Here is a 26,787-nt window from a genome sequence, read left to right as displayed (position 1 = left end):
CCGGCGCCGCGGCTGGCGAGCAGGTCGTCCTCGTTGACCGTCACGTCGCCGCCATTGGCTGCCGGCGTCAGGTCGGTCACGGTAGGCGTCGAGTTGCCGATCGAGATGGTCAGTGTCGTCGAAGACTGGTTTCCGTCGCCATCCGTCAGCGTGTAGTGGAATACGTCGTCCACCCCGCCCTTCGTCTCCGCGGCGCGGGTGTAAGTGTAGCTGCCGTCCGAGTGCAGCACCAGCGTGCCATACTCGCCGACGATCGACACTCCGGCGCCCGTTACCGTCTGCGCCGATCCCGCGCCGTCCTTGCCATAGGCCGACGTAACGCTCGCGCCGTCGGCGCCCTGGATATCGGCGCCTGTCGCGTTGCCGTCGCTGCCCGCGCCGGTGATGACGTTGCCGTCGATCGACGCGTGTGAGCCCGAAGGCACGGCATCCGTATCCGCAACAGCAGTCGGCGCATCGTCGATGATGTTGATCACGAGGGTGCCGGGAGGTGCGGCATCGCCGTCGGAGTCGGTCACGCCGACCGCGAAGCTCACACTCGTGCCGTCGCCCGAAGTGTTGGTGTTCAGTGTGTAGCTGTAATTGATCGTGCCGGTGCCGGTAGCCGCGTCGAAAGAATAGCTTGCGGTCAGCGAGCCTGTGGCGTCGGTGAAGGTCTGCGCCGCGGAGGTCAGCACATGGCCGTCGAGCGTGACTTGCGCCACGCCGTCCGGCGAGGTGAAGCCAATGGTGCCGGAAGTGGTCTCGGAGGTGTTGGAGTTGTTGCCGGAATCGCCGTCGGCGATCTCGCCGGAACCGGCCGGCAATCCGCCGTGTGGCGGCAGGCCGGCTTCGTTGACGCTCGCTTCGCCAATGGTGCCGATCGACGGCGTGGAGTCCGGCTTAAGCAGGGACGGGAACAGTTCACGGTTCTCCGGCTGTCCGAACGCCAATGCCGTTGGCGGCAAAAGTGCCGACAGGCCGAAGCCGTCGCCGATCCCGCCAGGCGGCACCGAGAAGTCTCCGCCGGCGCTGCTTGGCGAGCCATTTCCGCCGGCCGAGATCGAGCCGTCGGCGCCGAAGGCGACATCGACATGGCTGGCCTCGAGCGCGGCGATCAGGGCAACGCGCGGCACCTCGACATTGCCGATGATGAAGGTCGGTACGTTGAGCGCGCCGTCCTTGATGACGATCTCGGCGCCGTCCGGCTGCACCAGCACCAGATTGTGCCCGTCGACCTTGATGTCGTCGATCGAGACATTGGCCGGAAGCTTCACGACATTGCCGGCCTCGGCGTGATATTCATGCGCAACGTTCGAGGCTGCCGTGTTCGGTGCTGGCGCGTTTCCGGCAGGGGCGTTGGCGGCAGGAGCGTTGCCGTCCGCCGCCGGCTTGGCTGTGCTTTGTGCGTTCTGGGCGTTGCCGTCGCCCTTTGCCGGCGCGCCGCTTCCCACATCGACCGGCACAGGTTCGCCTGCCGCTGGTGCCGTCTGGCCGCCGGAGGCCTGGGCGACTTGGACGCCCGAAATGACACCCGAAATCGGCTGTTCGCCGACAGTCGCGTGCTCGTCCGAGAAATTTGAAACGGCGTCGAATTCGATACTGGTCGTCATAGCTCAAGCCCCCTTCGGCATTTCCCGGCAAGAGACATGCGGGGCTCGAACTTTGCAACGTACCTTCAATCTTTTTGATATACTTGAATATGCATGGGTTTGCATTTTTTACACTTGGTAAATCGCAACGATATATCCAATTATATATCTTCAGGGGCGCCGCCGAACCGGCTGGGGAGCGCGGCGGCAGTTCGACAAATTCAAGTATAAATTTGAATAAAATTTGAGACAAAGCAGAATAGATTGATTCGCGGAAACTTACCCACCTTCCTTTCCGATAATTTGAGACAAGATCGGTAGCGTCCACAGTCAAAGGTGGGCGTCATGAAAATACAAAAAGCTGCCTCGTCGGCGTCGAGGGTCAAGGTTCTGCTGCTGGCAATCGGCCTGGCCGGTCTGCCGAATGCGTCGTCCGCCAGCGCAGTCTCCGTCGCAAGTCCCGCCTCTCAAACGCTGCCTGCGCCGGCCGATCTCGGCGGCGTTTCGCTGGCCAGATTGCAGCCATGGCAGCCTGTTGCCGCGTACCGGGTCGGCGGTGCCGCCAGTGCCTATGCGCCTCTCGAAGTCCGCCCGGCGGCAAGTTCTGCGAGTGGAGAGGCTACCCCCGGCGTCGATCCGATCCGGATCGACCCGATCCAGGTTGACCCGATTCAGACTGGGGCGATCATTCCGGGCGTGTTCGGGTCGGTCGCCTTGTCCATGCGCAACTTCCCGGTCGCCGCGCGCTGGGCGCCTGTCTACAAGGCGATTATCGACTGCACGGCCGGAAGTGCCTGCGATCGTGAGAACGCTGCGTTTGGGGAGATCGTCGGCATTGCAGCCAACAAGGCTTTTCGCGACAAGCTGGACTTCGTCAACAGCAGCATCAACCGGCTGATCGCCTATCGCAAGGACAGCGTCGTCTACGGCAAGCTCGACTACTGGGCGAAGCCGTCGGAGATCCTCGAGCATCGCGCCGGCGATTGCGAGGATTTCGCGATCCTGAAGATGGCGGCGCTGTTGCGCGCCGGGATCCCGGCGCAAAGCATGTCGCTCGTCGTGCTGCAGGATCGCCGCCGGAAATTCTTCCACGCGGTGCTGTCGGTGAGCACCGGAAGCGGCACCTTCATCCTGGACAGCCTCAGCAACGTTGTGGCGATGGACCGCGATCTTCCCGATTATGTCCCGCTCTATTCATTCAGCACCGACCGAGCCTGGATCCACGGCACGAAAGCCGGCGCACAGATCGCCGACATCGCCGGTGGTTTCGCGACAGTGGCGCCCGGCGAAGGCGCTTCGCCCGATGTGACGGTCACGTCGGCAGGCTCCGGTTTCGGAGCGAAGTAGGCGGCTTGCCTCTTCAACCGTTGAAGACGAACGCCATCAACAGCTCCGGCTCTGTGACCGGCGCGCGCACCGCGCTGAGCTGGCCCCTGTAGCGGCGCTCGCCGGCGCCGATGACGAAGCCGGTGGTGACGGGTGTCTCGCCATTGGCGTCGAGCCGGGCAAAAACGTCGACGACGTTGAGGTCCAGCGCCAGCTTGAGGTCCTGCCTGCCGTCGTCGCCCGGCGCGTTCGGCAGCTGGCGCCTGACCAATTGCTGGAACGGGGCATTGAAGGTCAGGATCTTCTTCGACGAAGACAGCGCGAAGGCGGGCGAGGGGCAGGCGACCAGGATCGCGTTGATGGTCCGGATCGAGGCGAGCTTGCGCAGTTCCATGCTTTCCTCGGCGAGGCCGCGCATGCATGCGACCCGGATCGCCGATGTGAGATTGCCCTGGTCGGGATGATTTTCGGCGATCTCCGCGACCAGCATGCCGATCGTGCATTTGCGGCTTTCGGCCATCTGCTTCAGCGACACCCAGAAAGCGCGCTCCAAACGGATGCCGCGGCGCACGCCGCCACGCGCCACGACGCGGAACTCCGGGCCGAAATCCTCGGCTGCGAGCGGCGGCAGCAGCCGGTCGCGCGGAGTGTCGGGGCGTGCGGCGCTATCGTTCACTCATCGCCTCCTGGCGCGCCTTGTTGATGGGCTTCAATAGATAGTTGAGGATCGTCTTGCGCCCGGTCTTGATATCGACCGAGCAGATCATGCCGGGGATAATCGAATAAGTCTTGCCGTTCCTTTGCAGCGTGGATTTCTCGGTCGCGACGCGCACTTGATAGTAGGGCTCGCCCGTCTTCTGGTCGACCAGGCTGTCGGCGGTGATGTTGGAGACCTTGCCTTCGATGCCGCCGAAGATCGAGAAGTCGTAGGCCGTGACCTTGATCAGCGCGTCCTGGTCCGGCTGGATGAAGGCGACGTCGCGCGGCGAGACCCGCGCCTCGACCAGCAGCGTCTCCGAGGTCGGCACGATGCCGGCCACGACCGCGCCCGGCTGGACGAAAGCGCCGAGCGTGTTGACATCGAGCGTGTTGACGATGCCGTCGACAGGCGAGCGAATATCGGTCCGCGTCACCTTGTCGGTGGCGCCGCGAATGGTTTCGTCCACCACAGAGAGGTCCGCCAGCGCCTGCGTCAAGTCGCTCAATGCTTCCTGCTGCAATTGCAGGCCGAGCTCGTCGACTTGAAGCTGCGCCTCGGTGATGGCCGCCTTGCTCTTCTTAATGGTCTCTCCGGCAAGGTTGAGCTGCCCGCGCAGATCGGTCTGCTCCCGCTCGACGCGAATCTGTTCGGTCCTGGCCATCAGGCCTTTCTTGACCATCGATTCGACCAGCGCCGTTTCCTGGTCGCTGACGGCGAGGCTCTTGGACAGGCGGTCGGAATTGGCGGTTGCCTCGTCCAGTTCCTTCTCGCGCTGATCGAGACGCGACTTCAGCACGGAAAGCTTGACTTGGAAGTTGTCCCGGCGCGCAACGAGCAGCTTCTGCTCGTTGTCGCAGATCTCCGGGGCAGTCTTCTGGATGTCGGACGGACAGGGGAACGTGCCCTCGAGATTGCCGCTCTGCTCGAATTTGAGCCTGGCAATGCGCGCCTGCAACGCCCGCGCCTTGGCCTGCTCCTCACCGAGGCTCGAGGTGTTGCCTGTGTTGTCGAGGCGGATGATCAGATCGTTCTTCCTGACGGTCTGGCCAATCTTGACAGCGATTTCCTGGACGACGCCGGCTTCGCTCGCCTGGATGATCTGCGTCTTGGAAGCGGGAATGACCTTGCCGTCGCCGCGCGCGATCTCATCGACCTCGGCAAAGGATGCCCAGGCGGTGAAGGCCACGAACAGTGCCCCTATGATGTATACGGACGCCGAAGCGAAAAGCGGCGGCCGGTCGTCTTTTGCTAACATTCCCCAACGTCCCGGTCAGGCATTCGCCTTTTGCAATGCCTGGATGATTTGTTCCTTTGCTCCGTCCGCGACCACGCGCCCCTGCTCGATGACGATGAGGCGGTCGACCAGCTCCAGCATGCTATAGCGATGGGTCGACACGATCAGCGTCGTGTTGCGGTCGAACGCCACCTTGAGCTGCCTGATCAGCTGCCGTTCCGAGGCAAGGTCCATCGAACCCGACGGCTCGTCCAGGAACACGATTTTCGGCTTGGTCAGCAGCAGCCGCGCGATCGCCACGGCCTGCCTCTGGCCGCCCGACAGATTGGTGCCACGCTCACCGACATTCATGTCGTAGCCGCGCGGATGGCGAGAGACGAAATCGTCGACGCCCGCGGCCTTCGCCGCATCGATGATTTCCTCGTCGGTCGCGTCCGGAGCGGCCATCAGGAGGTTTTCCTTGATCGTGCCCGAAAACAGGTCGCCGGCCTGCGCGACGATACCGACCGCGGCACGAACTTCGGACGGGTGGTATTGGCGGATGTCGATGCCGTCGAGCAGCAGTTCTCCGGACGTCGGCAGGAACAGCCGGCCGATTAGGCGCCCCATCGTGGTCTTGCCGGAGCCGATGCGGCCGATGATGCCGATGCGCTCGCCGGGGCGGATTGCAATGTTGAGCCCGTTCAGAACCTCGTTTTCGGTGCCTGGATAGGCGAAGCCGACATTCTTGAACAGCATCGCGCCGCTGCGGATCGGCCGGTTGACGAAGCCAACCGTGTCGGGCCGGTCCTCCGGCTGCGACATGATCGTATTGACGATCCTGAGCGACAGCACGGCTTGCCGGAAGCGGGAGAGTGTGATGGCGATCTGGCCGAGCGGCGCGACCGCGCGGCCCGCCAGCATGACCGTGCCGATAATCGCGCCGGTCGAGACCTGGCCTTCCGAGAAGGCATAGGCGCCGGCAACCACCAGGGCGACGGTGACGAATTGCTGGATGGCGCCGGTGATGTTGCCGGCAGCGGCGGAAAGCTCCTTGATCTTCTCCGAGGTGTTGGCGGCGTTCTTCGAGTGCTCGCCCCATTTGCGCAGCAGATAGGCCTCGGCGCGCAGCGACTTGATCGTCTCCAGCGTGGAAATGGACTCGACCAGGAGCGCCTGGCGCTGGGCAGATTCGTTCATCGAGGCGGCGACCCGCCTGCCGATGCGCCTCTGTGTCACCAGACCGACAATGACGGCGATGACGAAGGCGAGCGCCGGTATGATCACCAGCCAGCCGCCAATAGCGTAGATGACCAGCAGGAAGACGAAGACGAAAACCGTGTCGATGAAGACGCTTATGGTATTCGAGGTGAAGAACTCGCGCACGAACTCATATTGTGTGACACGATTCGCGTATTCGCCGGTCGATCCCGGCCGCGCCGAAAGCGACGAGTTGAGCACTTTCTCGAACAGCAGATAGGAAATCCTGAGATCCGCCTTGCGCCCGGCATAGTCGATAAGCGAGGCACGGGCCGTCTTCAGCAACAGGTCGAACAGGATGGCCGCGCCGATCCCGAGCGCCAGCACCCAGAGCGTCGAGATCGCCTTGTTCGGCAGGATGCGGTCGTAGACGTTCATGGTGAAGATCGGCGAGGCGATCGCCAAGAGGTTGATGAAGACCGCCGACAGCACGACCTTCGAGTAGGTGCGCCAGAACGCCCCCATCGTTCCGGTCAGCCAATGGCGTCTTTCGATCTTCGGCGCCGTGCCGACCGTCATCTCCTCGGCGGTGTTGGCATAGGTGATCGAGAATGAGGCGCCACCGCTGATGTAGCTCTCGGCAAGCTCCGATTTGCCGATCGTGGTGCGGCCGTTTTCCTGCGGCGCCGTGAGGAACTGCCCGGTTTCCGTTTCGGCGAGCAACGCAACCGGCAGTTGGCTGGCGCGGAAGACGATGGCCGGAAGATCGACCCGGCCGCGCACGAAATCGCGATGGTTGAACGCCTGGACCTCGAGACCGATCCGTTCGGCCAGATGCCTGATGTCGTCCGGCTCGATGCGCGTGTCCGAAATCGGCACCCCGGCAAACAGCACGGTCTCGGCGCTCGGCCGGCCGAGATAGGCTGCAATCGCCGAGAAGCAGGCTTTGAAAGCCTCCTTGGGCGAGATGATATTAGGTTGCTGGTTCACGATCCGCCCGAAGGACCAGAGATCGATGCTTACATCGGCTACTTCTTCCTGACCGGCGCGAGGATGTCGAACGGCAGATCGTTCTTCTGCTCCGATGGTGTGCGCGCATAGGTTTCGGTATCGGCTGTCGCCGGCGTGCCGAATTCGCTGCGCGCGTAGGCGGCTGCCTGCTTGGCCGGCTGGATGTTCAGCGTCTTCAGCAACTCCCCGGTCGCGGCCAGCAGCCGGTATTGGGCAAACAGCGACGCGTAGGACGAGGTGTCGGCCAGCGTCGCGGTGTTGAAGCGCGTGTTCTGCGCATCGAGCACGTCGAGCAGCGAGCGCTGTCCGACCTTGAACTGCTCGCGGTAGGAGGCAACCAGCCTTTCGTTGGTTGCTGCCTGCAGGCGCAGCGTCTGCGCAAGTTCCGCCTGGCGGAAGCGGCGGTCCCAAGATGTGCGGACGGCTTCCTCGATCTCGCGCAGCACCTGATGCAGCGCAAGGCGCTGCTCGCTGGTGCGGCGGATCTGCTCCTGCTCGTTGGCTTTGTCGATGCCGCCGCGATAGAGATTCCAGCGCAGCACCACCCGAGCCTGCAGGTCGCTGGTGTCGCCGTCGTCGCCGTCGATGTCATAGCCGCCCCGTGCGACACCCTCGGCGGTAATGGTGGGGCCGTATTTCGCCCGCGCGGCGTCGACCAGCGACGCGGCAGCATCGATGTCGCTGTTGGCCATGTGGACGCGCGGATTGTTCTGTCTGGCAAGCCCGATCGCGTCATCGAGCGAGCGCGGCAGCGCGCCGGCCACATCGGCCGGCCGCGACGGGTTGGTCAGCGGCTTGCCGACATTCTTGAAGAAGCGGATCTTGGCCGCTTCCAGTTCCTCGGTCGCCTCCTGCATCCGCGCCTTGGCGGCGTAAAGCCGCTCCTCGGCCTGCTGCCGGTCGGCATCGTTGAGCGCGCCGCCCGCGATGCCTTGCTTGATGTCGCCGAGTATAGACTGATGGAAGCCGAGGTTCTTCTTCGCTTCGGCGACGATCGACGCCTGCAGCATGTATTCGAGATAGTCCTGGACGACGGCAAGCCCGATGAATTCGGACCGTTCCAACACCCTGAAGGAAGCTCCGTCGACGCGCGAGGCCTGGCGGTTCAATTCGGCCCGTCTCGCGCCACTGTCATAGAGCGTCAGTGAGACGGTGAGGTCCGCTTCGTTTGGATAAAGCGCGTCATGGTCCTCGTCGAGCGCTCGCCGGGAGTCGTTATCCAGACGGCGGACGCCGGTCGACGCTTCGAGATCGACGCTGGGAAGATAGAGCCCTTTCGCCTGGCGCAGCTCGAATTCGATGGCTTCGCGGTTTTCGATCGCCTGCCCAATCTCCGGATTGGATTCGACCGCGACTGCTACAGCTTCCTTGAGCGTGAGTGCGCTGGCGCTTCCGCAAGCCAGCATCGACACCGTCATGGCAAGCGCAAAGCGCCAGCCGACGGTCACTTTACCCGTCCTGGTCATTTCTACCCCGTGACTATCCCCGCGCCTTTTTGTTTTTGTCAGCGCTTATTTCGCCCAAGCCTGCCACCGGAGCTTGCAACGAGTATCTAGCAGATTTTTCGCGGATGGGAGGACTTATTGATTTGGAGCGCTCCAAAAGCACGGATTCCAGCCATTAGTTCCGGCGGATGTAGCAAAAATGGCACAGAAAACGATCCTCGCCGAGGGCGCCGTTCAGTTGAAACCGACCGCGAACACTATTTTCCCTAAATAAACAGTAAGTCCGCACAAAGGAATCGACCGAGGCGTCGCTCACCGTGCCAACTTTGGCGGTCAGATCGGCACTTGGCATGAACCGCGGCATCTGCCCTTCCTCCGGACATGGCCAAGGCTTTGAAACACCTGAAGGTTGCGGATTGCTGCGGGAAATCTGCGCCGGTCCTGCAAGACGTGCGCACGAAATTGCCCATGGGTGGCTGGTTTTGTTGGCAAACGGGGATCGTTCCCTGTATTGCGGGCTGAAGCAAAGCATGGACGTTCTTGTATGACAAATGTCGCCCTGACCGGGCTTGCCCGCGATCTCGCCCGGCGCGCCACCGACGGCCGCCCCGTGCGCATCGGCGTCATCGGTTCCGGCGAGATGGGCACCGATCTGGTGACGCAGGGCATGCTGATGCCGGGCATTTCGATTGCGGCCATTTCCACGCGCCGCCCGCACACGGCTCGCGACGCGATCCGCATCGCCTATGGCGACGATGCAATGGCTGCAGAAGCCGAGACCGCCTCCAAGGTAAGCCAGGCGATAGAAGGCGGCAGGATCGCCATCACCTCGAACGAGATGCTGGTCACCAATCCGCTGATCGACGTCGTCATTGATGCCACCGGTAAACCCGGCGTCGCCGCCGATTTCGACCTGATGGCCATGCAACATGGCAAGCATCTGGTGATGATGAATGTCGAGGCCGACGTGACCATCGGCTGCTACCTCAAGCAGCAGGCGGATCGGCTCGGCGTCGTCTATTCGGTCGGCGCCGGCGATGAGCCGTCGAGCTGCATGGAGCTGATCGAGTTCGCCTCGGCGCTCGGTTATACCATCGTCTCGGCCGGCAAGGGCAAGAACAACCCGCTCAACCACGACGCCGTTCCCGACGATTATCGGGATGAAGCGCTGCGCCGGAACATGAACCCGCGCATGTTGGTCGAGTTCGTCGACGGCTCCAAGACCATGGTCGAGATGTGCGCCATCGCCAACGCCACCGGCCTGGTGCCCGATGTTCCGGGCATGCACGGTCCGAAAGCCGACCGTGATCAGCTGGCCAAGGTGCTCATCCCGCGCGAGGACGGCGGCATCCTGTCGAAGAAGGGTATCGTCGACTACACGATCGGCAAGGGCGTGGCGCCTGGCGTCTTCGTCATCGTTGAGGCGACGCATCCGCGCGTCGTCGAGCGCATGGACGATCTCCATGTCGGCCACGGCCCTTATTACAGCTTCTTCAGGCCGTACCACCTGACCTCGCTGGAGGTGCCGCTGACCGCAGCCCGCATCATGCTCTACGGCAAACCCGACATGGTGCCGCTGCCTAAACCGGTGGCCGAGGTCTGCGCGGTCGCCAAGCGCGACCTCGCCGCAGGCGAGATCTTCGACGCCATCGGCGAGACCTGCTACCGCTCCTGGACCATGACGGTCGCCGAGGCGCGCGCCAGCCATGCCGTGCCGGTCGGACTGCTCGAAGGCGGCAAGGTCCTGAAGCCGGTCAGGAAGGGCGAACTCCTGACCGCCGACAACGCCACGCCCGACCAGACGACCAAGCTATTTGCCCTGCGCCAACTGCAGGACGAGATGCTGTATGGCGTGAGGACTACTTCCCCAGCTCTATCGATCTGAGCCGCGCCGCTTCCACCGCGTCGGTCAAAAGCTTCGTCAGCCGGTCTTCGCCCATCAGCACTGCAAGCGCTGCGGCGGTCGTGCCGTTCGGGCTGGTGACCTGCTGGCGCAGCACGCCCGGCTCTTCATCGCTTTCGGCGGCAAGCGAGGCTGCACCATAGACGGTCTGCAGGGCGAGCAGTTTGGCTGTCTCGGCCGGCAAGCCGGCCTTCTCGGCGGCGACCGTCAGCGCCTCGATGAAATGGAAAATATAGGCCGGGCCGGAACCGGAGACCGCGGTCACGGCGTCCATCAGGCTCTCGTCGTCGATCGTCGTCACGACACCGCTCGCCGACAGCAGCTCGGCGGCGAAGCGCCTGACGTTGTCGGGAACGAGCGGGTTGGAAAACACCACCATCATCCCCTTGCCGATCGCCGCCGGCGTGTTCGGCATGCAGCGCACGATCGGCGCGAGCCCGCCCAGGATCTCCGCGAAGGTCGCGACCGGCGTGCCCGCGGCGATGCTGACGAAGGTGGTCCTGCCGTCGCCGAAGCGCTTGTAGCTTGCCGTCACATCGCGGACGACCTGCGGTTTCACGGCGATGACGACGAGATCGGGCATGGCATCGGCGGGAATTGCGGATGCGTCGGCCGCGGCGCCGCAACCAAGATGTTCGGCTCGCCTGCGCAACTCGGCATTGGGCTCGACCACGAACACCGCCGACGGCTCGAGCTTGCCGGATTTCAGCCAGCCAGAGAGCATCGCGTAACCCATATTGCCGCAACCGGCGAGAACGAGCCTGATGGTCATCGAAACCTCCGCAAAGAGGGCTCTCCTTAGCCGCTCGCGCGGTTGCGGAAAAGTCCAGTCTCAAGGAGATCGATCGGCCAGATCAGTCGGGGCGGCGAGCCGAGAGAGGTCGCAGCGACACTTGTCGTAGGCCAAGCACGCTGCGGCCCTGCCGGCGATTCCGCGAGGCGGTGCGCGATCTGACCGAAAGCCGCTCGCGCCGCCGCTATTTCTAAAACACTCCGTCTTCGCTAAAAGCGGCCTTCGATAAGAGCAGCCGGTTTCGGGTTTACGGCATCCGACGACGTTTTGACGGGATTGCCCTGTCGAATTTTCGTGAAAATGCCGCGCGGCATTTGACCGCTTGCGCGCCGCGTTCGCGTGCCGACTGCTGGATTGAGGATCAGGGCTGCGTGCGAGGCGTGGCCGCGCAACAGTGTTGAAGGTGAATGATGGCCGAAGTGATCGACGGGAAGAGTGTCGCCGCAGACGTGGTATCGAAGGTCAAGGCGCTGACCGCCGAGCTTTCGGCCAAGGGCGCGACCAGGCCCGGTCTGGCGGTGGTGATCGTGGGCGAGGATCCGGCAAGCCAGGTCTACGTCGCCTCGAAGTCGCGCACGGCCAAGGAGTGCGGCTTCCATTCGCTCCAGCACACGCTGCCGGCTGAGACGACCGAAGAGCAGCTGTTGAAGACCATCGGCGATCTCAACGCCGACCCGTCGATCCACGGCATCCTCGTGCAACTGCCGCTGCCCGGCCATATCGATGCCGGCAACGTCATCCAGACGATCGCGCCGGAAAAGGATGTCGACGGCTTCCACTTCATCAATGTCGGCAAGCTCGGTACCGGCGAGCTCGAGACGGCGTTCGTGCCCTGCACGCCCGCCGGCTCGATGCTGTTGATCCAGCGCGTGCGCGGCAAGGACCTTTCCGGCCTCAATGCAGTCGTCGTCGGCCGCTCCAACATCGTCGGAAAGCCGATGGCCAATCTGCTGCTCGCCGCCAACTGCACCGTCACCATTGCCCATAGCCGTACCAAGGACCTGCCGGCGTTGGCGCGCACCGCCGATATCCTGGTCGCCGCCGTCGGCCGTCCAGAAATGATCAAGGGTGATTGGGTGAAGCCCGGCGCCACCGTTATCGATGTCGGCATCAACCGCATTCCGGCGCCGGAGAAGGGCGAAGGCAAGTCGCGGCTGGTCGGCGACGTCGTCTATGCCGAAGCGGCCGCGGTCGCCGGCGCCATCACGCCGGTCCCCGGCGGCGTCGGACCGATGACCATTGCCATGCTGATGGCCAACACTGTAGCTTCCGCCTACCTCGCGGCCGGATTGAAGCGGCCGTCCTTCTGATCGGAAAGCAGCATCCTTGCCGAATCTTACTGCTCCTGTTGAACGGCCGGTCATGGGCGATCCCGTTCAGGGCGGTCGGCAGTTCGGCTTCCTGCTGGTCGACAAGTTTTCGATGTTCTCGCTGGCGGCGGCGATCGATTGCTTCCGCTCGGCCAACCGTCTGCTCGGCCGTGATTATTACGGCTGGACGACGATATCGGCAGATGGCGACGCGGTCATGGCTTCCAACGGCCTTCCGCTCAAGATCGACTATTCAGTCGCCGACATGCCGCCGGTCGATATCCTGTTCGTCTCGGTCGGGCTCACCACCGAGTTCCCCGGCAAGAGCAAGGTGCTGGCGGCGCTGCGCAGCTGGGGCCGCCGCGGCAACGCGCTCGGCGCGCTCTCGGTCGGCTCCTATCTGCTCGCCGAGGCTGGCCAGCTCGACGGCTACCGCTGCACTATCCACTGGGAAAACCGCGCCGGCTTCATGGAGCGTTTTCCGGACATCAACTGCACCGGCAACGTTTTCGAGATCGATCGCAAGCGCTACACCTGCGCCGGCGGCACCACCTCGATCGATCTGATGCTGGAGATCGTGCGCGGCGATTTCGGCTCCAACCTCGCCAATGGCGTCGCCAACCAGTTCCAGCACGAGCGCATCCGCTCGGCCGGTGACCGCCAGCGCGTCGGACCTGAGCGCGACCTCACCGGCAAGTCGGAGAAGCTGAGACGTATCGTTGAGCTGATGGCCGACCATCTCGATGAGCCTTTGTCGGCGGTGCAGCTTGCCAAGTCGGCGGGCCTGTCGGTGCGCCAGGTCGAGCGCCTGTTCCTGCGCCATCTCAACGTGACGCCGGGCCGCTACTACATGCGGCTCAGGCTCGAGCGGGCGCGCGAATTGCTGCGCCAGACCAATATGCCGATCCTCGACGTCGCGATCGCCACCGGCTTCACCTCCCACTCCTATTTCGCGCAAAGCTACCGGCTGCAGTTCGGCCGTCCGCCGTCGGAAGAGCGCCGAACCACCTATTGAGCGACTTGCCGGCCATCGGACTTGTCTGCAAAGCCCGGCTCAAATAGCTTTCCCGGCGCGGACGGGGGTTCACTCAGGAGATTTTCATGGCGGGACTGGCACGGAGCGTTGCTGCGGCGATCCTCCTTTTGTCGATGACCACCTTTGGCTTTGCCGCCAACAAGGTCATCATCATTCTCGATGCATCCGGCTCCATGTGGGCCCAGATAGACGGCAAGCCGAAGCTCGAGATCGCGCGCGAATCGCTGCGCACGGTGCTGCAGTCGGTGCCGGGCGACGACGAGATCGGCTTCATGGCCTACGGGCATCGCCAGAAAGGTAGCTGCGCGGACATCGAGCTGATCGTGCCGCCGCAGGCGGGTTCGGCGAGCGCGATCTCGGCGGCCGCCGACAGCATGAAATTCCTCGGCAAGACGCCGCTGACGGCGGCCGTCAAGCAGGCCGCCGAAGCGCTGAAATACACCGAGGACAAGGCCACGGTCGTTCTCATCACCGACGGTCTTGAGACCTGCGGTGGCGATCCGTGCGCGCTCGGCAAGGAGCTGAAGGAGACCGGCGTCGACTTCACCGCCGACGTAGTCGGCTTCGGCCTGACCGCCGACGAAGGCAGGCAGATCGCCTGCCTCGCCGAGAACACCGGCGGAAAATACATCCAGGCCTCCGACGAGAAGGCATTGCAGCAAGCGCTGGTCGAGACCGTCGCGGCGCCGGCGCCCGCGCCAGAGCCTGCTCCGGCCCCGGCGCCGGCGCCTGCACCCGAACCCGCCAAGCCTGAATTCAACTTCACGCCGAGCGTCGTCATGGCTGAAGGCGGCGATGCCATCACCGACGGCAATGCCTGGGAGATCTACAAGGCCAAGTCCGACGGCTCGCGCGGCGATCAGGTCATGACCGAGTATGGCGAGCTCAAGATCAATCTCGAGCCGGGCGATTACATTGTCGTCGGTCGCGCCGACGAGGCAAGGAGCGAGCAGAAGATCAAGATCGAAGCCGGCCAGACCTACAGCCCGTTGTTCACGCTGAACGCCGGAACCTTGGTTATCCACCCGCATGCGAGCCAGGGCTCGGAGATCAGCGGCGAGGCGCGTGTCGACTTCGCCTATCCGGGCGGCAGCACGACCCACTATGGCGACACCAAGGCCACCGTGCCCGCCGGCGAGCAAAAGGTGACGGTGCAGATCGGCGCCGGCACGGTGACCGAAACCATCCAGCTTGCCGCCGGACAGACGGTCGAGAAGGATATCGTGGTCGGCGTCGGCCATGCCGTGCTTAACGCCTACTACACCGCCGGCGGCGACAAGGCCGACAATTCCGGCATCGGCTTCGAGATCGTCAAGGCGAAGAAGAAGATCGACGGTTCGCGTGAAAGCGTGGAGCACTCCTACGGTCCGGACAGCAAGTTCTGGCTGCCGCCGGACGACTATGTCGCGCTAATCACGCTCGATCTCGCCGTTGTCGAACAGCCCTTCAGCATCAAGGCCGGCGACAACCAGGATGTGAAGGTGGCTCTCGGCGCCGGCGTGCTGGCAATGTCGGCGCCCGGCGCCTATTCGATCGAGGTGTTCTCGTCAAAGAAGGATGCTGAGGGCAAGCGCAAGTCGCTCGGCCTGACCTATGGCGACAGCTGGCAACAGACTATCCCCGCCGGCGACTATGTCGTCGTGCGGCACATGTCCGATCAGGGCCAGGACAAGGAAATGCCGGTGACGATCAAGGCCGGTGAGCGGAGCGAGATCACCGTTCAGTAGGCATCGCCGTCCGCAAACGAACGAAAAAGGGTAACCGCTGTTTTGCCCCCAACGTTGTCCGCTGACGCCTGATCTGTGATCAAGGTTCCATGGATGAGCGAGAAGCAGTTTCTCCAGGACACGACATTGGAGGTTCTCACGACACGGCGGGGCCGACGTGAGGCGCATCGCCAATGGCCGGATGAGGTCAAGGCACAGATCGTTTCGGAGGGCTTGCGTCCGGGCGTGACGGTGAACGAAGTAGCGGAGCGCCACGGGCTGGAGGCCAACCATCTGTCGTCCTGGCGAACGCTGGCCCGGCAGGGCAACCTAGTTTTGCCTGCGCCAGAGGAGATCTGCAAACTCAATGCTGTTGACCCGCAGGCCTACTTGACCACCACGCTTACCGCCATCGTCAACGGCCACAAGCGGAGGCGGATCGATGAGCTGCTGCCTTGGAACGATCCGCTCGAGTAACGCGTGCACAAAAATCGGGCCGGGCCGAAGCGGACAACCCTGGTTAGAGCGTCATAGCTTGACCAGTTGCTTGCCGAAGTTCTCTCCCTTCAACATCCGAACGAAAGCGTGGGGCACGGTCTCGATCCCTTCCGCAACATCTTCCCGTGTCTGAAGCAGTCCCTGTTTGTACCATGACAGCAGATCGGCAATCGCGGTCTCGTGTTCTCCTTCGTGGTCGTCGAGCAAGAATCCTTCTATCCGCGCACGGGTGATTAGTGTCCTTCTGAGATGCCTGACACCGATATCTGGTTGGTCAAACCGGTTGGCCAAGGCAATAGTGCCGACAATCACCACTCTGCCAAAGATGTTGAGGTTTAACATGGCTGCATCGTGAATCGGCCCGGCGGTGTTGTCGATAAAGACATCGACGCCGCTAGGGCATGCGGTCGCGACATCTGCCACGAGATCAGCGGAGCGTCGATGATTGACGCCAGTCCGATATCCAAGCTCCCTGCACCATTCCAGCTTCTCGTCCGAGCCCGCAACAGCGACTGGGTCGAACCCTTTGATCCGCGCGATCTGTCCCGCAATCTGCCCCACAGCTCCTGAAGCGGCAGAGATCAACACCGTTTCCCCCACCTTCGGAGTTGCGGTTTTGAGGAGGGCAAAGTAGGCGGTGAGACCGGGCATGCCGAGATAGCTCAGTACGGCCTGAATCGGAGCGTCGGTTGTCGTCACGGGCTTGGCTGACGCGGCCGGGATCACGCTGAACGGCTGCCAACCAAAATGATCGCTCATCACGAGGTCGCCTGGCTTGAAGTCTGGAGACTCAGACGTAATTACCTCGCCAATTCCGCCGCCACACATCAGGTCGCCAATTCTAAAACCAGCAGCATAATTCTTCGCGGGGCTGATCCGACCGCGCATATAGGGATCGACGGAGAGCCACAGAGTTTTCACCAGCAGCTCACCATCCGCGGCATCGGGAATTGAACGCTCCTCCAGGCTCCAGTTCTCGACGGAGGGCATTGCGGAAGGGTAGCTGCGAAGTATCCAGCTAGGATTTTTGGACATGTCCGTCTCCTCAATTTGAGCGTTCGCCCCATTGATGCATGATTTCGGCTTCCGTGTTAAAGAGCGCACGGTGAGAGACATTATTTTGAATTTCGGAAGAATGGCGGATGGATATGATCGAGGCCATGAAGGTGGCCGTGGCAGTCGCCAGGCATAACAGCTTCTCTTCTGCGAGCCGGGATTTGCGCCTTTCCGCTGCCTCGGTAAGCCGCATTGTGGCGGACTTGGAGACCGATCTGGGCGTACGTCTCTTTAACCGCACCACCAGGCAGATCAATCTGACGGATGCCGGGATGGAGTTCGTGCAAAAGAGCACCGGCCTCCTGGAGGAGCTTGATCAGATGCGGAGCGCAGTACGCGAACGCCACGAAACTCCTCGCGGCCAACTCCACGTCTCCTGCGTAACGGCCTTTGGTAATGAGTGCCTGGCACCAGTGGTTCCTGAGTTCGTGCGACGGTTCCCGCAGCTCGATGTCTCAATCGACCTTGGCAATCGTTTGGTTGATCTCATTGGCGAGCACTTCGATGTCGCCATCCGGGTAGGACCGTTGAACGATTCATCCCTGATTGCGCAGAGGATTTTCACGCAGAGGATCGTGTTCGTCGCGACACCCCAGTTTTGCCAGCAATATGGGACACCCAGGACCTTGGACGAGATCAGAGCGTGCCCATCCGTTACTCAGGTCAGCGGGGAATGGGGGCGCGTTCATAAGTTTTCGCATCAAGGAAAGGTCATTGACTTCGAAGTGCCGCAGCAATTGACAATGAACTCAGCGCGAGCGGTGAGAAACGCCTGCCTAGCGGGAGGGGGGTACTCCCTCTTGGGCGATTTCATGGTCGCCCAGGATATAGCGGAGAACCGCCTCGTGCGGCTGCTGCCGGATCATGAACCCATGGAGCAACCGATCTTCGCCTTCTACGCTCAGCGACGTCACACCCCACGTAAAGTCAGGGTGTTTATTGACTATTTGGCGGAGGTCTTCAGTGGCAAGAATACCTCGTGAGACCTCTTGTCTAGGTGCCGATGGCACACCGCTTACGACAAAGGGCGGCTCCGAGCGGCGGCACCGAGCCGCTCTTTTTTTAGCAGATTGAGGTTAGGCATTTGCGAAGGCGGCGGCGCCGTGGTCGGCGCGGCCAACCAGTTGGCGAAAGCCGGCGAACAGCTCGCGGCCGAAGCCGAACTCGTTGCCGATCAGGTCGGCATCCGCCGTGCGGCGCAGCGCGAACTCCGTTCCCGGCACCAGCACCTCCAGCGTGCCTGCGTCGGCGTCGAGGCGAATGATGTCGCCGTCATGGATCCTGGCGATCGGCCCGTCCTCGACCGCTTCCGGCGTCACATGGATCGCCGCCGGCACCTTGCCGGAAGCACCCGACATGCGCCCGTCGGTCACCAGCGCGACGCGCTGGCCGCGATCCTGCAGCACGCCGAGCACGGTGGTCAGCTTGTGCAGTTCCGGCATGCCGTTGGCCTTCGGCCCCTGGAAGCGGATCACGGCGACGAAGTCGCCGGTCAGCGTGCCCGACTTGAAAGCTTCGTTCAGCCCCTGCTGGCTGTCGAACACCTTGGCCGGCGCCTCGATGACGCGCCGTTCGGGCTTGACCGCAGAGGTCTTGATCACGGCATGGCCGAGGTTGCCGGCAAGCACCTTCAGTCCGCCGGTCGGCTGGAACGCCTTCTTGAACGGCGCCAGCACCTTCTCGTCGCCGCTCTCGAGCGGCGCCGCTTCACGCACGACGCTGCCGTCGGCGCCGAGCTTTGCCTCGACAGCATAGGGCCGCAGGCCTTCGCCCCAGACCGTCTGCACGTCCTCGTGCAGCAAGCCTTCGTCGAGCAACTCGCGGATCAGGAAGCCGAGCCCGCCGGCGGCGTGGAAATGGTTCACGTCGGCGAGTCCGTTCGGGTAGACGCGGGCGAGCAGCGGCACGGCCTCCGACAGGTCGGAGATGTCCTGCCAGGTAAGCGAAATTCCGGCTGCCGCGGCCATGGCGATGAGGTGGATGGTGTGGTTGGTCGAGCCGCCGGTCGCGTGCAGGCCGACCACGCCGTTGACGATCGAGCGCTCGTCGATCATGCGCCCGACCGGCGTATAGGCATTGCCGAGCGCGGTGATCGCCAGCGCGCGCTTCGCCGCCTCCCTGGTCAGCGAGTCGCGCAGCGGCGTACCCGGGTTGACGAAGGAGGCGCCGGGCGTGTGCAGGCCCATGATCTCCATCAACATCTGGTTGGAATTGGCGGTGCCGTAGAAGGTGCAGGTGCCCGGCCCGTGATAGGATTTGGACTCCGCCTCGAGCAGCTCGGCGCGGCCCGCCTTGCCCTCGGCATAGAGCTGGCGGACCTTGGCCTTCTCGTCGTTCGGCAGGCCCGACGTCATCGGTCCGGCGGGGATGAAGACAGCCGGCAGGTGCCCGAAGGTGAGCGCCGCGATCACCAGCCCTGGCACGATCTTGTCGCAGACGCCGAGGAAGACGGCGGCGTCGAACATGTTGTGCGAAAGGCCGATCGCCGCTGCCATGGCGATCACGTCGCGCGAGAACAGTGACAGTTCCATGCCTGGCTGGCCTTGCGTCACGCCGTCGCACATCGCCGGCACGCCGCCGGCGACCTGGGCGATGCCGCCTGCCTCGCGTGCCGCGTTCTTGATAAGCGCCGGAAAGGTCTCGAACGGCTGATGCGCCGACAACATGTCGTTGTAGGAGGTGATGATGCCGAGGTTGGGCACGCGATCGCCGCCGAGCGCCACCTTCTCCGATGGGCTGCAGACGGCAAAGCCGTGGGCGAGGTTGCCGCAGGAGAGCACCGCGCGGTTGGCGGCGCGTCCCGACGACTCCGCGATGCGGCCGAGATAGGCTTCGCGGCCGGCTTTCGAACGTTGGCGGATGCGTTCCGTGATGGCTTCGATGTCGCGTCTGGCTGTCATGGCTGGTCCTTTCGGGCCCCGGAAAACGTCCTCCCACGGCCTCCGGGGCTGTTCCTTTGGTGAAATCAGGGTGCCCAGAACACCTCTACCGGTATCGGCGCCGCCTCGAGCACGTTGCGGACGGGCTTTTTCATGCCCGCTCCCATCGCGCCGTCGAAGGCGATGCGCTTGTCCTCTCCCTCGATGTGGAGCGCGATGAAACCGGCGGCAACGATCCGCGCCATCGACAGCGTCAGCCGCGGCTCGCCGGCGCTTTGCGCATGCACGGGCAACACGATCCGCGGTGAGGACGGGTCGATGAGCTCGGCGAGATTGCCGGCATCGGGAAAGAAGGAGGCCGTGTGTCCGTCGGCACCCATGCCAAGCACCACCACATCCAGCGGCCAGGGCAATGATTGCAGGACCTCGCTGTCCGACGCCGCTGCTTCCTCGATGCTCGCCGCCTCATGGTAGAGCGGCACGAAGCGCGCTGCCGCTGCCTTGTTCTGGAGCAGGTTGGCCGCCACCAGCCCGGCATTCGAGCGCGGCGAGGAGGGCGGCACGAAACGTTCGTCGACCAGCGTCACGGTGACTTTGTCCCAGGCGATCGGGATTAAAGAGAGCGCGGCGAAGAATTTTGCCGGCGTCGTGCCGCCGGATACGGCGAGCAGCGCCGTGCCGCGGTCGGTGATCGCCTTGGTCAGGCGGGCGGCGACGTGGCCGGCAAGGGCCGCCGCCAGCTGCTGGCGGTCGGCAAAGCCGTTCCAGGCGTAAGCGGCCCCGCTCAATTGCTCTCGTGCCATGTCCGTCCATCACGTTCGATGAGCGCGATGGAGGCCGACGGGCCCCAGGTGCCGGCCGTATAGCCCTGCGCTTCCTGCCTGGCGCTTTCCCAGGCGTTCTGGATCGGATCGATCCACTTCCAGGCCGCCTCGACCTCGTCGCGACGCATGAACAGCGTCTGGTTGCCGCGCACCACATCCATGATCAGCCGCTCGTAGGCGTCCGGCGCGCGGCTGTGGAAGGACTGCGCGAAGCTCATGTCGAGCGAGATCTGGCGCAGCCGCATCCCGCCCGGCCCCGGATCCTTGATCATGATGTACTGCTTGACGCCTTCGTCCGGCTGCAGCCTGATCACCAGCTGGTTGGCGAAGATCGGCCCGGCGCTGTCGCCGAAGATGGAATAGGGGATCGGCTTGAATTCGATGACGATTTCCGAAACGCGGGTCGCCAGCCGCTTGCCGGTCCTGAGATAGAAAGGAACGCCGGCCCAGCGCCAGTTGCCGATCTCGGCTTTGAGGGCGACGAAGGTCTCGGTGTTGCTGTCCTTGCCGAGTTCCTCCACATAGCCCTTGACCGGCCCGCCGGCGGAGGCGCCGGCGCGATACTGGCCGCGCACCGTGTGTTTCGGCGCCTCGTTGCCGTTGATGCGCTTCAGCGCCCGCAGCACCTTCAGCTTCTCGTCGCGCACGGCGTCCGCGTCCATCGAGGACGGTGTTTCCATGGCAACCAGGCAAAGCAGCTGCAGGATGTGGTTCTGCACCATGTCTCGCAGCGCGCCGGCTTTGTCGTAGTAGGTGACGCGGTCCTCGAGACCCACGGTCTCGGCCACGGTGATCTGCACATGATCGATATGGGCGGAGTTCCACAGCGGCTCATAAAGCGCGTTGGCAAAGCGCAGCGCCATCAGGTTCTGCACCGTTTCCTTGCCGAGATAGTGATCGATGCGGAAGATCTGGCTTTCGTGGAAATCGTCACCCACAGCGTCGTTGAGCGCCCGTGCCGAGGCGAGGTCACGGCCGATCGGCTTCTCCAGCACGATGCGCGAGTTCGGGGTGATCAGCTTGTGTTCCTTGAGCTGATGCGAGATGTCGCCGAACAGCGCCGGCGCCACCGCGAGGTAGAAAGCGCGGATGCGGTCGCTGTCGCCGATGGCCTTCTTGAGCTTGTCGAAGCCGACGCCGGAGGTGGCGTCCGCCGAGACATAGGAAAGCCGAGCAAGAAATGTGTCCAGTTCCTTCGGCTCGATGTCGGCCGGATTCACATGGTCCGATATCGCTTTCTTGGCGAAGGTCTGGAACTCGGCATCGCTCATCTTCGCGCGCGACGTGCCGATGATGCGCGTCGGCTCCGAAAATTGGTGGTCGCGCTGGCGGTGGTAGAGCGAGGGCAGAAGCTTGCGCTCCGACAGGTCGCCGGTACCGCCGAAGATGATGAAGTCGAAAGGCTCGACAGGGATGATCTGGCTGGTCATGGTCAGTCCGGTTTGATGCCGCTAGCCGGTAGCGGGGCTGATATATTCTAATCGATTTAAATCGTCCAGTGTCATGGTGTCACATCCGAGACCAATCGCTGGACAATCGATTGGGCCCAAATGCGGCCTTGACACTGGCGCCACCGGGAGGCTTGTCGGCAAGCAACAGCTTTCCGGAAGCGTTCGCGCCTGCAACATAGAACCTGAATGTGACGAAAGCTAAGGGAGAATGGCGACCGCCGGCCCTTCAATGATGGGGAAAACCATGCGTCTGCAAAACAAGGTTGCCATCATCACCGGCGCGGCGTCGGGCTTCGGCGAGGGCATGGCGAAGCGCTTCGCCGAGGAAGGCGCGCGCGTCGTGGTTGCCGACCTCAACGCCAAGGGCGCAGCGCGCGTGGCGAAGGAAATCGGCGACAACGCGATCTGGACCCAGACCGACGTCTCGCAACGCTCCGAATTCGACGAGATGGTTTATGCCGCCAAAAGCGCCTTCGGCCGCGTCGACATCATGGTCAACAATGCCGGCTACACCCATCGCAACGGCGACATGCTCGGCGTCGACGAGCAAACCTTCGACCTGATCACCGCTGTCAACATGAAGGCGATCTATCATGCCGCGCTTGCCGTGGTGCCGATCATGGACCGGCAGGGCGGCGGCGTCATACTGACCACGGCTTCGACAGCCGGCATCAGGCCGCGGCCGGGCCTCACCTGGTACAACGCCTCCAAGGGATGGGCGATCACCGCCACCAAGTCGATGGCGGTCGAACTCGCCCCGAAGAACATCCGCGTCAATTGCCTCTGCCCGGTCGCCGGCGAGACCGGCATGCTGGAGAAGTTCATGGGCGCCGACACGCCGGAGATCCGCGAAAAATTCCGCGCCTCTATCCCGCTCGGCCGGCTGTCGACGCCGCTCGACATCGCCAACGCGGCGCTCTGGCTGGCTTCGGACGAGGCGGCCTTCATCACCGGCGTGGCGCTGGAGGTCGACGGCGGGCGCTGCATCTGAACCGACGTCGCGGCGGCGTCAGGCCGCCAAGAGCGTCCAAATCAGGCGCCGGTCTTGACGAAGCTCTTGTAGATCCAGCCGCGTTTGCCGTTATAGACGATCTCGCACCATTTTTTGCAGCTCATCACCTGCACGGCTGACTTGGCAGGCACAGTGACGATCGCGGCGGCGCCGTTCTTCGGGCCGGAACGCATGGTAACAGCCCTCAGGACGCGTCCATTGGTGCCAGTGCCGGCGTTTTCGGGCTTCGGCTCGTCCTGTGCCGCATCCTCGGGTGACGCCGGCTGGGCCTCGGCAACTTGGGGCTTCGCGTCCGGGATGGCGGCGGTCTGGGCCGCATCCATTTTGTCGTCAGGCTTTTTTGCGTCTGCCGGTTGGGCAGCCGCCGGCGCTGGCGCCGCGACCTCATCCAGGGCGGCCGAAGCATCGTTTCCGGACCCGGATTCGGCGAAGGCGGCAACCGCCGGTTTGTCGTTCTGCGTCGCCGGCTTCTCCGCTGCCTGAGCGGATGAGGCCGGCGGAGCATCCGCCGCGGGCGCAGGCTCACCAACCGTGCCGTTCCAGCGGGGATTGTTGGAAGCCAGTGCCGGGATGGCGGCTTCTCGGGATGCAGTCATGGGCGAAACCGCATCGGCCTTGCGCGCGGCTTGCGGCGCGGCGGCGACACTGACAGCGCTCGATACCGTCGGAGCGATTTTCTTCGTCTTGACCGGGATCGCGGGGACGGTCTGCTCCGTTTTCGCGATCGCCTGCCGCTCATTGGCCGGCAAGGCCAGCCAAAGCGCCACCGCCGCCACGCCAAGCAGCGCCGCGGTGCCGACGGCCGCGATCACCAGATGCGCGTTCGACTGCAGGCCCTGCCAGAACGAGGGCCGCATGTCATAGCCGAACCGCACGGCAAAGTGCCGTCGTTCCGGCGCACCGAAACTGAAGGGCTCGTTCACCTAAACCACCTCCAACAACCGGGCCGACGTTCTTTCGATCTTGCCGCAAACCGTTCGCGGCCGATCGGCATCGGTCCCGAAATTTCCAGCGGGCAGGCCCGCGCAAATCCCCGTCTTATCGCCCAGAACCGGCATCTTTTACCGCCGATTATGGCATCAGTGCGCCTTTTTGCGAAATTCTGCGCGTTTGTTAAGGATTCCGCAACGTGCCGTTAGGGAAGCGGACTTGTCGAATTAACAGCTTCTGCACATGTTCCGGCTTCAGATCCTGCGGCGCAGTGCGAACCAGTTGAGCGCCAGAAACAGCAGCGGTGCGCGTAAACGACGGCCGCCCGGGAAGGCGGGAATCTTCAGATACTCGATCAGCTTCAGGCGGTCGCGATTGCCCGCGACCGTCTCGGCGTAGAGCTTGCCGAAGAAGTTGGACAGCATGATGCCGTGGCCGGAATACCCGCCCATCGAGGCATGCGGAAACGCAGGTGAATGGTGAATAGTGAATGCTTTGCTAGAGCGCTCTGGCTGCGTTCACCCATCCAATATGAAATTACTCACCATTCACTATTCACCCATTCACTCGACGAAGTGGCCGCTCACACATTCAGCAACAGATACTCCCGCTCCCAAGGGCTGATCACTTCCATGAATGTCTCGAACTCGGCTCGCTTGATGGCCGCATACGTGGCTGCGAAGGATTTGCCGACGATGGCGCCAAGCTCCTTGTCGGCCTCGAAAAGGTCCACGGCCTCGAGCAAGCTGCGCGGCAGGTCGATCTCGTCCTCGTTGGCGGTCGTCAGCACCGGCGGCTCGGCCTGGACCTTGTTGTTCATGCCGATCAACCCGCAGGCAAGCGAGGCGGCAAGCGCCAGATAGGGATTGGCGTCCGAGGACGGAATCCGATTTTCGACGCGCCGCGCCGCTGGATCGGAACGCGGCACGCGGAAAGCCGTCGTGCGGTTGTCGTAGCCCCACTTGTTGTTGACCGGCGCCGACGCAGCCTGCGTGAGCCGCCGATAGGAATTGACGTAAGGCGCAAGCATCACCAGCGCGTTCGGCACGTGTTTCTGCATGCCGCCGATGAAATGGAAGAACGCATCCGTCTCGGCGCCGTCTTCGGCCGAGAAGATGTTTTTTCCGGACTTCTTGTCGACCACCGACTGGTGGATATGCATGGCCGAGCCAGGTTGCCCCTGGATCGGCTTGGCCATGAAGGTGGCGTAGATTTCGTGCTTCAGCGCCGCCTCGCGGATCGTGCGCTTGAACATGAAGACCTGGTCGGCAAGCTCGATCGGATTGCCGTGACGCAGGTTGATCTCGAGCTGGCCGGCGCCCTCCTCGTGGATCAGCGTATCGATCTCCAGGCCTTGCCGCTCCGAGAAATGGTAGATGTCGTCTATCAGTTCGTCGAACTCGTTGACGCCCGCGATCGAATAGCCGGCGCCGCCGCCGATCGGCCGCCCTGAGCGCCCGACGGGCGGCGTAAGCGGATAGTCCGGATCGGGGTTCTTGCGTACCAGATAGAATTCGATCTCGGGCGCCACCACCGGCTTCAGCCCCCGGTCGTCATAGGCGGCCAGCACGCGCTTCAGCACGTTGCGCGGCGTGAATTCGACGGAGCGGCCATCCTGGTGGACGAGGTCGCAGATCACCGCGGCGGTCGGATCTTCCTCCCAGGGCACGACGGTCAGTGTCGAGAGATCGGGCAAGAGCTTCAGGTCGCCGTCGTCCTCCGGATAGTGGAAGCCATTGCCGTCTTCCGGATAGCCGCCGGATATCGTCGTCATGAAGACGGCCGAAGGTAAGGCCAGCGATGTGTTGGAGGTGAATTTCTTCGACGGCATCATCTTGCCGCGGGCGACGCCGGCCTGGTCCGGCGTGATGCACTCGATGTCCTCGATGCCGCGCCATTCCAGCCAGGCGCTGGCTTCCTTCCAGTTCTTCACACCGCGTTCGTTTTTCAAGAAGGCAGGCGTGCGGGCGCGTCCCCCCCGGCTCGACGGACGGACTTCCTTTTTTTCAGGCGGCATCATTCACCAGATTGTGTTGCGGATTTCAAAGTATAGCCGGGCGCCGTGGCGGAAGGAAAGGGGAGGCGCCCGCGTCGCCACAGGCAAGCCGAGCCGCAGCCCAAAGGAACCGGCGTGCCTGTCTTCTTGCTGGCGGCGCAGCGCCACAGGGTCTAGATGAGCCTGTAAGCAAAGGGTCGCACATGTCCGCTCCACGTTTGACCACCATCGGCTTCGATGCCGACGACACGCTGTGGCAGAACGAGCAGTTCTTCCGCCTGACCGAGAAGCGTTTTGCCGCCTTGCTGGCCGAGCACGGCGATCATGAGCACATCGCGGCACGGCTGCTCGAAGCGGAAAGGCGCAACCTCGCCCTCTATGGCTTCGGCATTAAGGGCTTTACGCTGTCGATGATCGAGACGGCCGTCGCGATCACAAACGGCGAGGTGCCCGGTTCGGTCATCGGCGAAATCCTGGCTGCCGGCCGCGAGATGCTGAGCCATCCGATCGAGCCGCTGCCGCATGCCCGCGAGACGGTCGAAAAGCTGGCGGGCTCCTACCATCTGGTGCTGATCACCAAGGGCGACCTCTTCGATCAAGAGCGCAAGCTCGCGCAGTCGGGAATGGGTGATCTCTTCGATGCCGTCGAGATCGTCAGCGACAAGAGCGCAGCCACCTATGCCCGCATCTTCAGCCGCCATGGCGACGGTCCGCAGAACAGCATGATGGTTGGCAACTCGCTCAAGTCCGACGTTGTTCCCGCCATCGAGGCCGGTGGCTGGGGCATCCATGTGCCGCACGAATTGACCTGGGCGATCGAACACGCCGAGGCGCCTGTCGCGGCGCCGCGTTTTCGCGAGATCGCAGATCTCGGCGAGTTGCCGGCACTGGTCGAGGCAATAGCGAAGCCCGGCTGAGCGTCGCCTC

The 26,787-nt window shown here is 63.3% G+C and carries 19 protein-coding genes and 4 pseudogenes; 10 read left to right on the top strand and 13 right to left on the bottom strand.

The genetic code is table 11. From position 1 onward, the window contains the following. Positions 1 to 1,592, bottom strand: a pseudogene (locus tag P9217_RS06900) (Ig-like domain-containing protein); the annotation flags it as partial. Positions 1,593 to 1,916: 324 nt separating this feature from the next. Between P9217_RS06900 and P9217_RS06895 the strand changes: the two are divergent. After that, a complete protein-coding gene (locus P9217_RS06895) occupies positions 1,917 to 2,918 on the top strand; it encodes a transglutaminase-like cysteine peptidase (protein WP_095826906.1) in 1,002 nt (333 codons plus the stop codon). Positions 2,919 to 2,931: 13 nt separating this feature from the next. Here the strand turns inward: P9217_RS06895 and P9217_RS06890 are convergent, their stop codons facing one another. Genes P9217_RS06890 through P9217_RS06875 form a run of 4 tightly spaced genes read right to left on the bottom strand, consistent with a single transcriptional unit; the run spans position 2,932 to position 8,487 of the window. Further along, positions 2,932 to 3,573 carry a ribbon-helix-helix domain-containing protein gene (locus tag P9217_RS06890; protein WP_127248300.1) on the bottom strand — a complete coding sequence of 214 codons (642 nt, stop codon included), beginning with the start codon at positions 3,571 to 3,573 and terminating at the stop codon, positions 2,932 to 2,934. Beyond that, complete coding sequence (locus tag P9217_RS06885; protein ID WP_278086354.1) at positions 3,563 to 4,852, bottom strand: HlyD family type I secretion periplasmic adaptor subunit; 1,290 nt, start codon at positions 4,850 to 4,852, stop codon at positions 3,563 to 3,565. The genes P9217_RS06890 and P9217_RS06885 overlap by 11 nt, the downstream gene beginning before the upstream one ends. Before the next feature lie 15 nt (positions 4,853 to 4,867). Beyond that, positions 4,868 to 7,000, bottom strand: coding sequence for a type I secretion system permease/ATPase (locus P9217_RS06880; protein ID WP_278086355.1), 2,133 nt, complete (start codon positions 6,998 to 7,000; stop codon positions 4,868 to 4,870). Positions 7,001 to 7,038: 38 nt separating this feature from the next. Then, on the bottom strand, positions 7,039 to 8,487 hold the full coding sequence (locus P9217_RS06875) for a TolC family protein (protein ID WP_278086356.1): 1,449 nt from the start codon (positions 8,485 to 8,487) through the stop codon (positions 7,039 to 7,041). A 523-nt stretch (positions 8,488 to 9,010) separates the two neighbouring features. Between P9217_RS06875 and P9217_RS06870 the strand changes: the two genes are divergently transcribed. Further along, positions 9,011 to 10,351: an NAD(P)H-dependent oxidoreductase gene (locus P9217_RS06870; protein WP_127239868.1), complete on the top strand. Its 1,341-nt coding sequence runs from the start codon at positions 9,011 to 9,013 to the stop codon at positions 10,349 to 10,351. On the opposite strand, the gene proC is transcribed toward P9217_RS06870, so the two are convergent. Further along, positions 10,326 to 11,141, bottom strand: a complete 816-nt coding sequence (gene proC, locus P9217_RS06865; RefSeq protein ID WP_127239869.1) for a pyrroline-5-carboxylate reductase — start codon at positions 11,139 to 11,141, stop codon at positions 10,326 to 10,328. The genes P9217_RS06870 and proC overlap by 26 nt on opposite strands. 431 nt (positions 11,142 to 11,572) lie before the next feature. Here proC and folD point away from each other — a divergent pair, with 431 nt between their 5' ends. The 5 genes and pseudogenes from folD to P9217_RS06840 all read left to right on the top strand — a co-directional run. Next, a complete protein-coding gene (gene folD, locus P9217_RS06860; RefSeq protein ID WP_095801135.1) occupies positions 11,573 to 12,472 on the top strand; it encodes a bifunctional methylenetetrahydrofolate dehydrogenase/methenyltetrahydrofolate cyclohydrolase FolD in 900 nt (299 codons plus the stop codon). A gap of 52 nt (positions 12,473 to 12,524) precedes the next feature. Further along, positions 12,525 to 13,487 carry a GlxA family transcriptional regulator gene (locus P9217_RS06855; RefSeq protein ID WP_082953990.1) on the top strand — a complete coding sequence of 321 codons (963 nt, stop codon included), beginning with the start codon at positions 12,525 to 12,527 and terminating at the stop codon, positions 13,485 to 13,487. Between the two features lie 86 nt (positions 13,488 to 13,573). Next, positions 13,574 to 15,235, top strand: a complete 1,662-nt coding sequence (locus P9217_RS06850; RefSeq protein WP_095801106.1) for a VWA domain-containing protein — start codon at positions 13,574 to 13,576, stop codon at positions 15,233 to 15,235. A gap of 93 nt (positions 15,236 to 15,328) precedes the next feature. Beyond that, positions 15,329 to 15,517, top strand: a pseudogene (locus tag P9217_RS06845) (transposase); the annotation flags it as partial. A gap of 48 nt (positions 15,518 to 15,565) precedes the next feature. Further along, positions 15,566 to 15,691, top strand: a pseudogene (locus tag P9217_RS06840) (transposase domain-containing protein); the annotation flags it as partial. 51 nt (positions 15,692 to 15,742) lie between these two features. Here the strand turns inward: P9217_RS06840 and P9217_RS06835 are convergent. Next, a complete protein-coding gene (locus tag P9217_RS06835; RefSeq protein ID WP_278086357.1) occupies positions 15,743 to 16,747 on the bottom strand; it encodes an NADP-dependent oxidoreductase in 1,005 nt (334 codons plus the stop codon). Between the two features lie 107 nt (positions 16,748 to 16,854). Here P9217_RS06835 and P9217_RS06830 point away from each other — a divergent pair, with 107 nt between their 5' ends. Beyond that, on the top strand, positions 16,855 to 17,751 hold the full coding sequence (locus P9217_RS06830) for a LysR family transcriptional regulator (RefSeq protein WP_127214509.1): 897 nt from the start codon (positions 16,855 to 16,857) through the stop codon (positions 17,749 to 17,751). A gap of 93 nt (positions 17,752 to 17,844) precedes the next feature. On the opposite strand, the gene edd is transcribed toward P9217_RS06830, so the two are convergent. From edd to zwf, 3 genes are all read right to left on the bottom strand, one after another. Continuing rightward, complete coding sequence (edd, locus tag P9217_RS06825; protein ID WP_278086358.1) at positions 17,845 to 19,668, bottom strand: phosphogluconate dehydratase; 1,824 nt, start codon at positions 19,666 to 19,668, stop codon at positions 17,845 to 17,847. Between the two features lie 65 nt (positions 19,669 to 19,733). Continuing rightward, complete coding sequence (gene pgl / locus P9217_RS06820) at positions 19,734 to 20,450, bottom strand: 6-phosphogluconolactonase (RefSeq protein ID WP_278086359.1); 717 nt, start codon at positions 20,448 to 20,450, stop codon at positions 19,734 to 19,736. Next, positions 20,432 to 21,901 (bottom strand): glucose-6-phosphate dehydrogenase, encoded by a 1,470-nt coding sequence (zwf, locus tag P9217_RS06815; protein ID WP_095801102.1) that lies wholly within the window; start codon positions 21,899 to 21,901, stop codon positions 20,432 to 20,434. Before zwf ends, pgl begins: the two co-directional genes overlap by 19 nt. Before the next feature lie 265 nt (positions 21,902 to 22,166). Here zwf and P9217_RS06810 point away from each other — a divergent pair, with 265 nt between their 5' ends. Beyond that, positions 22,167 to 22,913, top strand: coding sequence for an SDR family oxidoreductase (locus tag P9217_RS06810; RefSeq protein ID WP_095801133.1), 747 nt, complete (start codon positions 22,167 to 22,169; stop codon positions 22,911 to 22,913). Between the two features lie 41 nt (positions 22,914 to 22,954). On the opposite strand, the gene P9217_RS06805 is transcribed toward P9217_RS06810, so the two are convergent. From P9217_RS06805 to P9217_RS06795, 3 genes and pseudogenes are all read right to left on the bottom strand, one after another. After that, positions 22,955 to 23,857 (bottom strand): SH3 domain-containing protein, encoded by a 903-nt coding sequence (locus P9217_RS06805; protein ID WP_278086360.1) that lies wholly within the window; start codon positions 23,855 to 23,857, stop codon positions 22,955 to 22,957. 261 nt (positions 23,858 to 24,118) lie between these two features. Beyond that, positions 24,119 to 24,319 (bottom strand): annotated as a pseudogene (locus P9217_RS06800) (FAD-dependent oxidoreductase); the annotation flags it as partial. A gap of 128 nt (positions 24,320 to 24,447) precedes the next feature. Further along, complete coding sequence (locus P9217_RS06795; RefSeq protein ID WP_278086945.1) at positions 24,448 to 25,881, bottom strand: glutamine synthetase family protein; 1,434 nt, start codon at positions 25,879 to 25,881, stop codon at positions 24,448 to 24,450. Between the two features lie 182 nt (positions 25,882 to 26,063). On the opposite strand from P9217_RS06795, the gene P9217_RS06790 reads away from it, so the two are divergent. After that, positions 26,064 to 26,777, top strand: coding sequence for an HAD family hydrolase (locus P9217_RS06790; protein ID WP_095781924.1), 714 nt, complete (start codon positions 26,064 to 26,066; stop codon positions 26,775 to 26,777). Positions 26,778 to 26,787 lie beyond the last annotated feature (10 nt).

This window comes from Mesorhizobium sp. WSM4989, assembly GCF_029625795.1.
Lineage (GTDB): Bacteria > Pseudomonadota > Alphaproteobacteria > Rhizobiales > Rhizobiaceae > Mesorhizobium.
The sequence above is the reverse complement of the archived record's forward strand: the minus strand, read 5'-3'. Positions and strand labels throughout refer to the sequence as shown.

What these genes read in the sequence shown, in the direction of transcription:
- P9217_RS06895 (WP_095826906.1), top strand. Translation starts at nt 1,917, where the DNA reads ATGAAAATACAAAAAGCTGCCTCGTCGGCGTCGAGGGTCAAGGTTCTG.
- P9217_RS06885 (WP_278086354.1), bottom strand. Translation starts at nt 4,852, where the DNA reads ATGTTAGCAAAAGACGACCGGCCGCCGCTTTTCGCTTCGGCGTCCGTA.
- P9217_RS06875 (WP_278086356.1), bottom strand. Translation starts at nt 8,487, where the DNA reads ATGACCAGGACGGGTAAAGTGACCGTCGGCTGGCGCTTTGCGCTTGCC.
- P9217_RS06870 (WP_127239868.1), top strand. Translation starts at nt 9,011, where the DNA reads ATGACAAATGTCGCCCTGACCGGGCTTGCCCGCGATCTCGCCCGGCGC.
- proC (WP_127239869.1), bottom strand. Translation starts at nt 11,141, where the DNA reads ATGACCATCAGGCTCGTTCTCGCCGGTTGCGGCAATATGGGTTACGCG.
- folD (WP_095801135.1), top strand. Translation starts at nt 11,573, where the DNA reads ATGGCCGAAGTGATCGACGGGAAGAGTGTCGCCGCAGACGTGGTATCG.
- P9217_RS06855 (WP_082953990.1), top strand. Translation starts at nt 12,525, where the DNA reads ATGGGCGATCCCGTTCAGGGCGGTCGGCAGTTCGGCTTCCTGCTGGTC.
- P9217_RS06850 (WP_095801106.1), top strand. Translation starts at nt 13,574, where the DNA reads ATGGCGGGACTGGCACGGAGCGTTGCTGCGGCGATCCTCCTTTTGTCG.
- P9217_RS06835 (WP_278086357.1), bottom strand. Translation starts at nt 16,747, where the DNA reads ATGTCCAAAAATCCTAGCTGGATACTTCGCAGCTACCCTTCCGCAATG.
- P9217_RS06830 (WP_127214509.1), top strand. Translation starts at nt 16,855, where the DNA reads ATGGATATGATCGAGGCCATGAAGGTGGCCGTGGCAGTCGCCAGGCAT.
- edd (WP_278086358.1), bottom strand. Translation starts at nt 19,668, where the DNA reads ATGACAGCCAGACGCGACATCGAAGCCATCACGGAACGCATCCGCCAA.
- pgl (WP_278086359.1), bottom strand. Translation starts at nt 20,450, where the DNA reads ATGGCACGAGAGCAATTGAGCGGGGCCGCTTACGCCTGGAACGGCTTT.
- zwf (WP_095801102.1), bottom strand. Translation starts at nt 21,901, where the DNA reads ATGACCAGCCAGATCATCCCTGTCGAGCCTTTCGACTTCATCATCTTC.
- P9217_RS06810 (WP_095801133.1), top strand. Translation starts at nt 22,167, where the DNA reads ATGCGTCTGCAAAACAAGGTTGCCATCATCACCGGCGCGGCGTCGGGC.
- P9217_RS06795 (WP_278086945.1), bottom strand. Translation starts at nt 25,881, where the DNA reads ATGCCGCCTGAAAAAAAGGAAGTCCGTCCGTCGAGCCGGGGGGGACGC.
- P9217_RS06790 (WP_095781924.1), top strand. Translation starts at nt 26,064, where the DNA reads ATGTCCGCTCCACGTTTGACCACCATCGGCTTCGATGCCGACGACACG.